The sequence below is a fragment of the Sphingomonas sp. PP-CE-1A-559 genome (genome assembly GCF_004340965.1).
Classification (GTDB): domain Bacteria; phylum Pseudomonadota; class Alphaproteobacteria; order Sphingomonadales; family Sphingomonadaceae; genus Sphingomonas.
In genome coordinates this window covers 246911-259769 of sequence record NZ_SLYA01000002.1, presented here as the reverse complement: position 1 = coordinate 259769, position 12859 = coordinate 246911, and the positions used below count along the sequence as shown (strand labels likewise).

10 protein-coding genes are annotated in these 12859 nt (G+C 67.0%); 3 read left to right on the top strand and 7 right to left on the bottom strand.

Annotated elements, in window-relative coordinates:
- Positions 1–17: 17 nt before the first annotated feature.
- The gene (locus tag C8J42_RS06630; protein ID WP_133019399.1) at positions 18–605 is read left to right on the top strand and encodes a hypothetical protein; all 588 of its coding nucleotides are present in this window, start codon (positions 18–20) and stop codon (positions 603–605) included.
- Positions 606–702: 97 nt separating this feature from the next.
- Here the strand turns inward: C8J42_RS06630 and C8J42_RS06625 are convergent, their stop codons facing one another.
- The 4 genes from C8J42_RS06625 to C8J42_RS06610 form a co-directional block, all read right to left on the bottom strand.
- Positions 703–1842 (bottom strand): nucleoside hydrolase, encoded by a 1140-nt coding sequence (locus C8J42_RS06625; protein ID WP_133019398.1) that lies wholly within the window; start codon positions 1840–1842, stop codon positions 703–705.
- Positions 1843–1920: 78 nt separating this feature from the next.
- Positions 1921–4257 carry a xanthine dehydrogenase family protein molybdopterin-binding subunit gene (locus tag C8J42_RS06620; protein WP_133019397.1) on the bottom strand — a complete coding sequence of 779 codons (2337 nt, stop codon included), beginning with the start codon at positions 4255–4257 and terminating at the stop codon, positions 1921–1923.
- Positions 4254–5240 (bottom strand): xanthine dehydrogenase family protein subunit M, encoded by a 987-nt coding sequence (locus C8J42_RS06615; protein WP_133019396.1) that lies wholly within the window; start codon positions 5238–5240, stop codon positions 4254–4256. Before C8J42_RS06615 ends, C8J42_RS06620 begins: the two co-directional genes overlap by 4 nt.
- Positions 5237–5743, bottom strand: coding sequence for a 2Fe-2S iron-sulfur cluster-binding protein (locus tag C8J42_RS06610; protein WP_133019395.1), 507 nt, complete (start codon positions 5741–5743; stop codon positions 5237–5239). Before C8J42_RS06610 ends, C8J42_RS06615 begins: the two co-directional genes overlap by 4 nt.
- A 187-nt stretch (positions 5744–5930) precedes the next feature.
- Here C8J42_RS06610 and C8J42_RS06605 point away from each other — a divergent pair, with 187 nt between their 5' ends.
- Positions 5931–7244, top strand: a complete 1314-nt coding sequence (locus C8J42_RS06605; protein WP_243644156.1) for an amidohydrolase family protein — start codon at positions 5931–5933, stop codon at positions 7242–7244.
- 36 nt (positions 7245–7280) lie between these two features.
- Here C8J42_RS06605 and C8J42_RS06600 read toward each other — a convergent pair whose 3' ends face one another.
- Together C8J42_RS06600 and C8J42_RS06595 are read right to left on the bottom strand one after the other, a co-directional pair.
- Positions 7281–8534, bottom strand: a complete 1254-nt coding sequence (locus tag C8J42_RS06600; RefSeq protein WP_133019394.1) for an arsenic transporter — start codon at positions 8532–8534, stop codon at positions 7281–7283.
- Between the two features lie 52 nt (positions 8535–8586).
- Positions 8587–9699, bottom strand: coding sequence for a metallophosphoesterase (locus C8J42_RS06595; protein WP_133019393.1), 1113 nt, complete (start codon positions 9697–9699; stop codon positions 8587–8589).
- A gap of 275 nt (positions 9700–9974) precedes the next feature.
- Between C8J42_RS06595 and C8J42_RS06590 the strand changes: the two genes are divergently transcribed.
- Positions 9975–11249, top strand: coding sequence for an MFS transporter (locus C8J42_RS06590; RefSeq protein ID WP_133019392.1), 1275 nt, complete (start codon positions 9975–9977; stop codon positions 11247–11249).
- A gap of 12 nt (positions 11250–11261) precedes the next feature.
- Here the strand turns inward: C8J42_RS06590 and C8J42_RS06585 are convergent, their stop codons facing one another.
- Positions 11262–12818 carry an amidase gene (locus tag C8J42_RS06585; protein ID WP_133019391.1) on the bottom strand — a complete coding sequence of 519 codons (1557 nt, stop codon included), beginning with the start codon at positions 12816–12818 and terminating at the stop codon, positions 11262–11264.
- Between the last annotated feature and the right edge of the window lie 41 nt (positions 12819–12859).

Below are 12859 nucleotides of genomic sequence, written 5' to 3'. Positions count from 1 at the left end.
CCACGCTATCGGTTGGCATGGCGCGTGTCCAAAAGTTGAAGGTGTACCGGACCGTAGCGGGTTTCTACGATGCGTATGTCGCTGCGCCGAGCCAGAAGGCGGCACTGGCGGCGTGGGGTAGTGACCGCGACTTGTTCGCGCGGGGCATTGCCGAGCAAGTCACGGATCCGGCGTTGATGGCGGAACCGCTGGCCTCCCCTAGCACGGTCGTGAAGCACTCGCGTGGGACGACGGCGGAACAGATTGCGGCACTGCCCGAACAGCGGGCGCCTGCCGCGCCGCGCGATGCCGATGCGCATGCGGATGCGGATGCGGATGCCGATCCTAAACCTACCGCGAAACCACGAGCGAAACCTCAGGCTAAACCCAAGCCAAGGCCGAAACGCGACGAGCTTGATGCGGCTGAGGAGGCTTTGACGTCGTTACGAGCAGACTTTAACCGGAAGAAGAAAGATCTCGCCGAACGGGAGGCTGCGCGTGCGCAGGATCGTCGCGCTTTGGAGCAGGCTCGCTCCTCTAGGATGGAGGCTGCGGAGGACGCGCTGCGCGGGCAAAAGCAGGCGTATGAGGAGGCCGTGCGCCGGTGGCGGGCATCCCAAGACTGAGTCCTGCACGCGGATTTCTGGCTCAGGGCGTCGATGGTTACGTATGTCCGTACGGGAGCCGCCTTAGGGAGCGAATGTCCTTATCGGGTGGACGGCTTTACCGCGATAACGGTCTACGCTTCAGAGGTCTTGTGTAGAGCGCGCGCATTGCCGCCTCCATCTTATCGCGGTCGACACGAAGCACGACGGTCTGCGCGCGTTCGCCGAGATGTGGGCGGTATGAGTCGTGCCACGACAGGGTATCGCCGTATCCCGCGGTCTGGCTCGTGTCGAAATCGATATAGAGCGCCTCGGCGCGCGTTATAATGGCGGGCTCTAGCCAGACCATCGCAGCGATCTCGTCCCACATCGGAAATCCCGGTTCGAGCCCGGTCTGAAATGTGTCGGTGAGCGCCGTGTGGGCTGGCTTGAGGCTGTCGAGGAAGCCGCGCGTCCACTGCGTGCCCGTCGACGGGTCGATCGGGACCATCGTCACCTTCGGCCACGCGCCGTGCGCCATGATCCGTGCGGCTTCGGGATCCCAGCGGATGTTGAACTCGCGGCGCGGCGTGTTGACGAATTCGCGCGCAAACTCTGCAGCTGCCGGCGTGTCGATCGACTGCTGCGGATTGAGGCTGCCGCCCATGTAGACGAGTTCTTTCACATTCGCGGCGAAGCTCGGGTCGAGGCTTTGCGCGATCGCGATGTTGGTCATCGGGCCGGTGGCGAACAGCGTGATCTGGTGCGGGTGCGCGCGGACCATCCGGACGAGGAACGCGGCGGCGATCTCGCCGGACGGTTTGGTGGCGGGATCGCCGATCGGCAGGCTGGGCACGACCGAAGGCGACGGCGTACCAGGGGTGGACTGGCCCGAGCCGGCGGACGCGGGCTCCGTCCACGGCCCCTTGAACTCGAGCCGACCGTACAGCCCTTCCCACCGCTTGGTCGCCGCCTCGCTGTTCACCAACGGATAAGTCGCGCCCGGCACCACCGGCACGTCGGTGCGGCCGAGGATCTCGACCGTCCGCAGCGCATAGGCGGTGGCGGTATCGCGCCATACCGAACCACTGGTCGTGGTGATCCCCAGCACTTCGACGCCCGGTGCCTGAAGCAGCAACGCGGGCGCGCCGTTCAGGCCCACGACGTCATCATCGATCAGCACGAGCCGCTTGGCTGGCGCTTCCTGCGCCGCGATCGCGACGGGCATCGCGAGAGCTAGCAGACCGAGGCCGACCGTAGAGAAGAAACGAAAGGCCATCGCGCAATTCCCTGCCTGACCGGCTAGCCCGTCGCCTCATGTAAAGGCCGCGCGGAACCGACCGGTCACGCTGTCCGATCAGAGCAGCACCTTGTCCAGCGTGATCGGCAGGTCGCGCACGCGCTTGCCGGTGGCGTTGTAGATCGCGTTCGCTACCGCCGCGGCGACGCCGGTGATGCCGATCTCGCCCACGCCGTGCGCGCCCATCGGCGTATGCGGGTCGGCGATGTCGGTCCAGATCACGTCGATCTCGGGCACGTCGAGGTGCACGGGCACGTGATATTCGGCGAGGCTCGGGTTCATGATGCGGCCGTTGCGCTCGTCGAACTGCGTCTCCTCCATCAGCGCCATGCCGAGGCCCATGACGATCCCGCCGCGGAACTGGCTGCGCGCGGTCTTGGGGTTGAGGATGCGACCGCAATCGAATGCGCCGAGGAAGCGGCTCACGCGTGTCTCGCCGGTGATCGCGTTGACCCGCACCTCGCAGAACAGCGCGCTGTGCGAATGCATCGACCAATGCATCAGTTCGAGCGGCTGCGACGCCTCTTCGCTGACGACGACGTTCTCGCGCTGCGCTCGTTCGAGGATCGAGACATAACTTTCGCGGCGGGTCGGGTCGTCGAGCTTGGCGAGCCCGCCATCCTCGCTGCCAACTTCGTCGGGCGACAGGCCTGAGAGCGGCGAATCATTGCCCGCGAGTTTCAGCAGTTCGGCGACCAGCGCATGGTGTGCGGCGATCACCGCAGCGCCGATCGCCGCGGTCTGCTGCGATCCACCGGCCAGGATCGCGCCGGGGATGATCGAATCGCCATAGCCGACCGAGACGCGGTCGAGCGGGAGTCCGAGGCGATCGGCGGCGACCATCGCGGTCGTTGTCGACGTCCCCATGCCCATCTCATGCGCGGCGATCTCGACGAGGGCATGCCCGTCACGACGCAGCGTGATCCGTGCGGCGGCGCCCGGCATACGGTAATAAGGATAGGTCCCGGTCGCGCAGCCCATGCCGATCAGCCACTCGCCTTCGCGACGCATACCCGGCTCGGCGCTCCGCTCGTTCCAGCCGAACCGCTCCGCACCGCTACGCCACGCCTCGACGATATGCCGCGACGAGAATGGCAGGCCCGAGGTCGGATCCTTGTCCGGCTCGTTGCGGATGCGCAGCGCGATCGGGTCCATGTCGAGTTCGACCGCGAGTTCGTCGATCGCCGATTCCAGCGCGAACGTGCCGACCGCCTCGCCCGGTGCGCGCATGAAGGTGTTGGCGAGCATGTTCATCGTGACCGTCTCGACCGACAGCTTGAAGCTGTCCGCCGCATAGCCGCCGCGCGTGCCGAGGATGAAGGGTTCGGGCATGTTGTTGTGCGGCGTCATCGCGGCGATGCCGGTGTGGACCAGCGCCTTGAAGCGGCCATCCGCGTCCGCGCCGATCGCGACCCGCTGTTCGGTCAGCGTGCGCCCACCGACGACACGGTACACGCCCTCACGCGACAGCGCGATCCGGACCGGTCGCCCGGCGAGCTTGGCCGCGGCGGTGCCGAGGATCTGGTGATCCCACAGGCATTTTCCACCGAAGCCACCGCCGACGAACGGCGAGGTCACGCGCACCTGTGCCGCCTTCAGGTCGAACACGTCGGCGATCGTCTGCGCCTCTGCCGTGACGAGCTGCGTCGCGTCGTGGACGATCAGTTCGTCGCCGACCCACGCGATCGTCGCGGCATGCGGCTCGATCGCGTTGTGGTTGTGGCGCGGCGTGCGATAGACGTGATCGACCTTGTGCGCCGCCGCTGCCAGCATCGCGTCCGCGTTGCCGATCTCGTTCAGCAACGGCTGGCCCATGAACAGGCCCTGCTTGGGTCCTTCAGCCTTGGCCGCGGCGAGCGACGTGGTCGAAGGCTCGGCCGCGTAGGTCGCGACGATCAACGACTTGGCGTGATCGGCCTGTTCCTGCGTCTCGGCGAGCACGACCGCGATCGGCTGGCCGTTCCAGTGGACGCGGTCGTCCTGCATGACGGGCAGGTCCGCCGGCCCCGCCGCGGTAGGCGAAGAGCCGAACACCGCCGGCGGGTTCATCCGGGGCGCGTTCAGGTGCGTCATCACTACCACGACGCCCGGCGCAGCCTCCGCGGCCGCGGTATCGATCGCCGCGATCCGCCCGCGCGGAATCGTCGCATAAGCGAGCGCGGCGTAGACCATGTTCTCCAGCTGAAACTCGGCCGCGAAGGTTGCCGCGCCGCGCACCTTGAGCGGGCCATCGAGCCGCGACACTGACGTGCCGATCAGGCCATGCTGCTGGCGGATCAGCGGATCGGGCACGCCGCCTGGAATCCAGCTGTCGGGGGCGAGCGGCACCAGCTTGCTCATCGCGCCCTGAACCAGGCCTTGCGCGGTTTCCTTGACCGTGTCGACGATGCTCATGCTGCTGCTCCGGCAAGGTCGCCAAGCACGGCAACGAGGGTGCGCTTGGTCAGTGCGATCTTGAAACCATTGTCGCGCAGCGGCGCGGCGTCCGCCATCTCGGCAACGGCGGCGGCGAGGAACGCTTCCTCGGTCGCCGGACCGCCCCGTAATGCTGCCTCCGCCTTCGACGCGCGCCACGGCTTGTGCGCGACCCCGCCGAGCGCGATCCGCACGTCCTTTATAACGCCGTCCTCGATCTCAAGCGCGGCTGCTATCGAGACCAGCGCGAAGGCGTAGCTCGCCCGGTCGCGCACCTTGCGATAGGTCGAGTTGGCCGCGAAACTCAGCGGCGGCAGTTCGATCGCGGTGATGAGTTCGCCCGGCTCGAGCACGGTATCGAACTCGGGATGATCGCCCGGCAGTCGGTGAAGCTCGGTGAACGGCAGCGTCCGGGCCCCGCCCCGCCCGTCAAGATGCACGACCGCATCGAGCGCGGCGAGCGCCACGCACATGTCGGAAGGATGCGTCGCGACGCACGCCGACGACGCGCCGAGAATGGCGTGTCCCCGCGTGAAACCCTCGATGGCGTCGCAGCCCGACCCCGGCGCACGCTTGTTGCAGCGCGATCCGTCGGTGTCGTAGAAATAGGTGCACCGGGTCCGCTGGAGCAGATTGCCGCCGACCGTCGCCATGTTGCGGATCTGCGCCGACGCCCCCGCCAGGATCGCGCGCGACAGTACCGGATAGCGCGTCCGCACCGCAAGATGCTCGGCCAGCGCCGTATTGCGCACCGCTGCGCCGATCATCAGCCCGCCGCCCTCGGTCTCCTCGATCTCGTTCGACAGTCCGGTCACGTCGACCAGCGCGCTCGGTCGTGCGACCGTCTCGCGGATCAGGTCGACCAGGTTGGTGCCGCCGCCGAGATAGGCCGTCATATTCGCCTGCCCGAGCCGGAGGGCGTCTGCGGCGTTCTCAGCGCGCGCGTAGGTGAACGGGGTCATGCCGCCATCTCCGCTGCTACGGTTTCGCGGATCGCGTCGATGATACCGTTATGTGCGCCGCAGCGGCACAGATTGCCGCTCATCCGCTCCTGCAATTCCTCGCGGGTCAGTGTCACGTCGGCCGCGAGATCGGCGCTGACATGGCTTGGCACGCCCCGCTTCGCCTCCGCCGCCATGCCGATCGCCGAACAGATCTGGCCCGGCGTGCAATAGCCGCACTGGAAGCCGTCGTGATCGATGAAGGCTTGCTGCAACGGATGCAGCGCGTCGCCGTCGGCCAGCCCTTCGATCGTCGTCACCTGTCGCCCGTCATACTGCACCGCGAGCGCGAGGCAGGAGACGATCCGCTCGCCATCGACGAGCACGGTACAGGCACCGCACGCGCCCTGGTTGCAGCCCTTCTTGGTGCCCGCCAGATGCAGCCCTTCGCGCAACAAATCGAGCAGCGAGACACGGGGATCGTCGGGCAGCGCCACCGCTGACCCGTTGACAAGTATCGACATCGCCACTCTCCTGTTGAGCCGACGGTGTCGTTGCGACCGTCGAATCCGTATTTCAGTACCGAGCGGTATAGTCGCGATCAGCGGGGTCTGCCAAGCGTCTGGCGGTGCGATCGTGAAGATAGATCGATGCCCTCTTGCCGCCGCGGCGCGCATCGGCGAGCATCACGTATCAAAGGGGGACTATGTGATGATCAAGGCATGGATGATCGGGCTGACGGCAATCGTCGCGGCACCGGTACTGGCGCAGGGCAAGCCATCGACCACGACCTATATCCAGGCGGGCACGGTGCTCGACCGACCCGGCCAGGCACCGCGCGGCAACACCACGATCATCGTCCGCGACGGGAAGATCGTCGAACTGCGCGATGGCTTCGTCGCGCCGGAACAGGGGGCGAGGCTGATCGACCTGCGTACCGCATTCGTACTGCCCGGGATGGTCGACATGCACGTCCATCTCTGGGGCATCGGCGGCGATCCGATGCGCGCGCGGCTGGAAGCGCTCAACCGCGACCGGTTCGACGACGAGATGACCGCGGTCGCCAACGCCCGCACGACGCTGGCGGCCGGTTTCACCTCGGTGCGCGACCTGGGCGGCGATCCGCGGGGTATCCGGGCACTGCGCGATGCGATCGATGCCGGTACCGTCGAAGGGCCGAGCATCACCAATGCCGGCGAGATGATCTCGGTGACGGGCGGGCATGGTGACGGCGGCAACGGGCTGGCGGAGGAATTCGCGGACATGGTGCACGCGAAGGAAATGAACCTGTGCGACGGCCCCGACGATTGCCGCCGCGCGGTGCGGGCGCAGGTCGCGCTGGGCGCGCGCGTCATCAAGTTCGCGGCGACCGGTGGCGTGCTGTCGAACGTCAGTGGCGGCCTCGGCCGAGCGATGACGCCCGAGGAAATGCGCGCGATCATCGAGACCGCGCATGCGCTCGGTCGCAAGGTCGCCGCGCACAGCCATGCCGCCGAGGGCACGAAGGCCGCGCTGGAGGCCGGCGTGGACTCGATCGAGCACGGCACGTTCCTCGACGACGAGACGATCCGGCTGTTCAAGACCAAGGGCGCCTATCTGGTGCCGACCGAGATCGCACCCGTCGCGGCGCTGGCCCAGGCACGCGGCGGCGCGTTGCCGCCCGCGACGATCGTCAAGGCCGAGGCCGCGGCCGCGGCTATGGCGGCCAGTCACCGCCGCGCCTATGCCGCCGGCGTTAAGGTCGCGTTCGGCACCGATACCGGCGTGTCGAAGCACGGCGACAACGCCACCGAGTTCGCGCTGATGGTCAGGAACGGGCTCACCCCAACCCAGGCGATCGCCGCCGCCACGGTGGGCGCCGCAGACCTGCTCGGGCGCGACGACATCGGCACGCTGGCACCCGGCAAGACCGCGGACATCATCGCCGTGGCGGGGTCTCCGCTGCAGGACGTCACGCGGCTCGAACACGTCGAGTTCGTCATGCACCGTGGGACGGTCGCGAAGACGCCTGCTGCCGGCATCTGATTGCCGGGATCTAATTGGTTGCCGCTCGGCGCGCGCTCAGCCGATGAGCATGCGCGCGCCGAGCGCGGCGAACAGCGCTGGCGGCATCACCACCGCGCCCACCTTGAGGAACCGCCAGAAGCCGACATCCTCGCCCTCGCGGCGGATCGCGGTCAGCCACAATATGGTGGCGAGCGAGCCGGTGATCGACAGGTTCGGGCCGAGGTCGACGCCGATCAGTAGGCCGTCGGTGACGATCTGCGGAACGTGGGCCTGCTGGAGCGTCGTGCTCGCGATCAATCCGGCCGGCAGGTTGTTCATGAGGTTCGATCCGAACGCCAGGATCGTCCCCGCAACGCCTGCGGTCGTCGACGGCGAGTTCGCCGCACCGGCCGCGAGCCAGCGCGCCAGCATCGTGATAACGCCGGTGCTCGCCAGTGCCTCGACCAGGACGAACAGGCCCGCGACGAGCGGCAGCACCGCCCAGGATACCGAGCCGAGCGTCGTGAATGGCGACTTGCGCTCCCCGATGCAGATCGCGGCCATCGTCGCGATACCGGCAAGACAGGTCGGCAGTCCGAGATCGTGCCCCTGCGCCGACGCGGCGATCAGCAGAACCGCGGTCGCGACGATCCCGCCGAGCGCGATCTTGCCGCCACGCGACAGCGTGCCGGTCTCGACGACGGTCTCGCACTGCCCGGTGAGCCGCTCGCGCTCGACCCAGCGCAGGACGAGGAACGTCACGCCGATCGACAGCAGCGATGGCAGCGCGAACGACGCCATCCACGCGCCGAGCGACGGCAGCGCGCCACCGTACAACACGAGGTTCGCGGGGTTCGAGATCGGCAGCACGAAGCTCGCCGCGTTGGCGATCAGCGCGCAGGCGAACAGCATCGGCAGCGGGTCGGCCTTCGCCTTCTTCGCCGCGGCGTAGACTGCGGGGGTCAGCACTACCGCGGTCGCGTCGTTCGAGAGGAATGTCGTGACGACGATGCCAACGCCGAAGACGAGCGCGAACAGGCGGCTGGTCGATCCCTTTGCGAGGCGGACCGCGTGTTCGGCGACCCAGTCGAACAGCCCCTGCTCGCGAGCGACCTCGGACAACAGCATCATGCCGATCAGGAACAAATAGACGTCGCCACCCTTCAATACGGCGCTCCACGCGGCATCGGGCGACATCAGTCCGAACACGAGCAACACCGCAGCGCCAGCGAGCGCCCAGACCGCTTCGGGTAGCTTGAACGGACGCGTGATCACGCCGAAGGTCGCGACGAAGCAGATCGCCCAGATCGCGTAGGTGTGGAGAGTCATGCCGCGGGCATCCGCGCGCCGATACGCCGGACCATCGTCATCGTTGCGGTATTCACCAATCGAGTCCGTTCTTGTTCGGGCCACGCTGCGCACCGTCGATACCACGATCGGGCCAGGCACCGATCGCGTTCACGTCGCGGCCGAGCGCCATGGAAGGATTGCGCTTCGGTCGTGGCCCTGCGTTGCGGACGAGGATCTCGATCCGGTCCTCGCTCCCGTCGCTGCGGACGGCGAGATGGTGGAGGCCATCGGCTACGCGATCGACCGAGGCGCTCCAAAGCGAGGGCACGCCGTCGACGCGCGTCATCGGGACGGCTTGGCCGTCATCGACGTACAGCGACACCGTGTCTGCGCCGCCGAACACCTTCGCGCGCACGGTGAAGGCGCTGCCGGGCACATTGTCGGCGCGCGCCGGGTCGGTGATCAGGCGGCGGTCGGCGGGGCTGGTGATCTGGACGAGCGGCCAGGGATCGTCGATCGCCTGGAACCTCCAGCTCGGCACGCCGTCGTCGAGCGTGACGATCGAGAAACCGGGTGCGCCCTCCTCGATCTGGCCGGTCGAGCGGGTCGCGCCGTAGATCACGCGGCCGTCGTTAAGCAGCTCGTTATAATGCGTGTGCCCGGTGTCGACGAACGCGACGCGGTGCGCGGCGAACAGCCCGGCGATACCGTCCGGATCGTCGCGCAGGTCGCCGGGATAGGCGTGCATGAACACCGCCACCGGTTCGCCAGCGACCGCGGCTGCACTCAGTTCGCGTTCTATCCAGGCGCGCTGGGCCGGGTCGATCCGGAAGTCGGGACCACCCTTCCCCGCCGAGACGATATCCAGGAACAGGCACCGATAGCCGGCGATCGTCTCCGCATAGGGTGCCATCTTCGCCGTGATCGCGCGCATCGCGGTAAGGTCGCCGGGTTCGAAATCATGATCGCCCGCCAGCACGTGCCACGGCAGCGACAGCCCCGTCATCGCGTCCGCGATCCGCGCATATTGGTCGTCGGTACCGTGATTAGCATTGTCGCCGGGCAACAGCGCGAAGTCGACCGCATCATTCAGATGCGTCTCCGCGAGCGCGACGAGGTCCCGGAAACGTGACAGTCCTTCATACCCATCGACCTCGTCGACATGCAGATCGCCAAAGTGGATCCAGGTCAGACATCCTGTCATTAAAGCTCTTTCAAGTCGTGTGGCAGATGATCCGCCGATGCTGCCCACAGCGAGGCTGAGGGTTCATCGTTCCGTGACAATAACTTCATGATTTGAGACTTAACGGGCCCGTTCAGTTTCGGTTTAGCTTTTGACATCACTGAACAAAATCAAGCCGAACAATATTTCGTCGGCGTGGAAACTTTGCCCGGTGCCGCAGCTTTAGCGATCCGACGGCGCGCAGGGATCGCCGTCCGGCACCGCGTTCGACGACACCGATATTTCAGGGAATTCTCATGGCCACGACGGACACGGCATCCGCCAATAGCGGCAAGGCCAAGGGCGGGTCGGACGCTACATCAGCGCCGAACAAGACGCTCGACGCGCTGAACTTCTTCCTTGCCGACGTTCGCGACGGGCTCGGGCCTTATCTGGCGATCTATCTCGTCGCGGTGCGTGGGCCTGCGCATGGCTGGAACGAGGCGACGGTGGGCATGATCCTGACGATCGCCGGGATCGTCGGCCTGATATCGCAGACGCCCGCGGGCGGACTCATCGATCGCAGCAGGAACAAGCCGCGGATCGTGATGATCGCCGCGTTGCTCGTGACGCTCAGCAGCGTATCACTGCCGATCGTCAGTGGCTTTACCGCGGTCGCTGTCACCCAGTCGATCGCGGCGGTTGCGGGCGCGGTGTTCGCGCCGGCGATCTCCGCCATCACGCTTGGCTTGGTCGGCCCCAAACTGTTCGCCAAGCGCGTCGGTCGCAACGAGGCGTTCAACCACGCGGGCAACGCCGTGTCGGCGGCGCTCGCGGGCGTGCTCGCGTGGAAGTTCGGACCGGTCGTCGTCTTCTACCTGATGGGCGCGCTGACGGTTGCGAGCATCGTGACCGCGTCGCGGATCAGGAACGACGACATCGACAATGCCGTGGCACGCGGTCTCGATTGCGAGCCGGAGGACGATTGCGAGGAGCCGAGCGGGTGGAAGGCGCTGGTCGAAAACAAGCCGCTGATGATCTTCGCGGGGACGGCGTTCCTGTTCCACCTCGCCAACGCGGCGATGCTGACCTCGGTCAGCCAGTTGCTCGCGCGGACCGTCGGCAAGGACCAGGCGACGTCGCTGACCGCCGCGTGCATCGTCGCGGCGCAGCTGGTGATGGTACCCGTCGCGATCGTCGTCGGCCGCAACACCGAGAAATGGGGCACCAAGCCGCTGTTCCTCGTCGCCTTCGGGTTCCTCGCGGCGCGCGGGGCACTGTATACCGTGTCGGACAATCCGTGGTGGCTGGTCGGCGTGCAGGCGCTCGACGGCATTGGCGCAGGCATCTTCGGCGCGCTGTTCCCGGTCGTGATCGCCGACCTGACCAAGGGGACGGGACGCTTCAACGTCAGCCAGGGCGCGGTGGCGAGCGCGCAGGGCCTGGGCGCGGCCTTGTCCGCGACGCTGGCCGGCGCGATCATCGTTTGGGCGGGGTACAGCGTGAGCTTCCTGACCCTGGCCGTCGTCGCTGGCGTCGGCTTCATGCTGTATTTCTTCGCGATGCCCGAGACGAAGCAGAAAGAGGGGTAAGCCCCCTGCGCCTCACCGGTCGACGGCGATGGTCGGTAAATACCGCGGCGCCGACCGGGCCTTGGCGCGCTGTTCATAGGCATAGCCGGCGCGCAGCACGGTCTGGTCGGCATCCTTTGTGGCGATGAACGACAGGCCGACCGGCAAGCCGCGTACGAGACCCATCGGCACGGTCAGATGCGGATAACCGGCGACCGCTGGCAACGTCGCGGCGGAAGAGCCGGCATAGGTGTCGCCATAGACCGGGTCGCTCAGCCATGCTGCGTCATAAGCCGGCTCGACCAAAATCTGCGCACCCGCCGCGCGCAGCATCGCGTCGATCCCTTGCGCCCCCGCCAGCCGCAACGAGGTGGCGCGTGCGGCCTTGTACGCGGGATCGTCGAGTCCCTTGGTCTTGTCCGCATCGTCGAACAATTCCTGCGCGAAGAACGGCATCTCGGTCGCGGCGTTCGCGCGGTTGAAGGCGATCACCGCGCGCAGCGTCTTCGTCTGGACCGAGGGCGGCGTGGTGGCGAGATAGGTGTTCAGGTCCGCCTTGAGTTCGGTTTTCAGGACCATCAGTTCGGCCTCGCCCAGTCCGTCGAACTTCGGCGTCTTGACCTCGACCAGCACGGCACCCGCTGCGCGCAGGACGTTCAGCGCCGCGTTGTAGCGGGTGGTAAGATCCGCGGACATGCCGTCAGGCCGGATGACGCCGACCCGCATGCCGGACAACGCGCTGGCCGAGAGCCCCGCGGCATAATCCCTGGTCACCGCGGCCGCCGTCACGCCGTCCGCCGGATCCGCACCGACCATGCCCGACAACAGGATCGCAACGTCGGTCACGCTGCGCGCCATCGGTCCCGGCGTATCCTGGCTATGGCTAATCGGCACGACATGCGTACGACTGACCAGACCGATCGACGGCTTGAAGCCGACCAGACCGTTCAGCGACGATGGGCACACCACCGATCCGTCGGTCTCGGTACCGATGGCCGCCGCGGCAAAACTCGCGGCGACCGCGGCGCCCGATCCCGACGAAGACCCACACGCGGTCCGGTCGAGCGCATAGGGATTGCGCACCAGCCCGCCGACCGCGCTCCAGCCGCTCATCGAATGAGTCGAGCGGATGTTCGCCCATTCCGACAAGTTGGTCTTGCCGAGAATTACCGCGCCCGCGCGCCGCAGGTACGCGACCATCGGCGCGTCCCGGCGGGTCATGTTGTCGCGCAATGCGAGGCTGCCCGCGGTCGTCGGCAGCGGATCCGCGGTCTCGATATTGTCCTTTATGAGGATCGGAATGCCGTGCAGCGGACCGCGCACATGCCCCGCCTTGCGTTCGGCATCGAGCGCCCTCGCCTGTGCGATCGCATCGGGATTGACCGCGATGACGCTGTGCAGCGCCGGCCCCTTGCGATCCATCGCGGCGATCCGCGCCAGATAGGCCTGGGTTATGTCGACGCTGCTCGCGCCGCCGTCGTTCATTAACGCCCTCAACCGATCGAGCGACACTTCTTCAACGACCACCGTCCTGGCGACAACGGGCGTGGCGACGCAGGCGAGCAGTACCGCAGTGATGAGACGACGCATGAGACCCCCGTAGACAATGTCGCAGGATGGTCCCGAGCCGC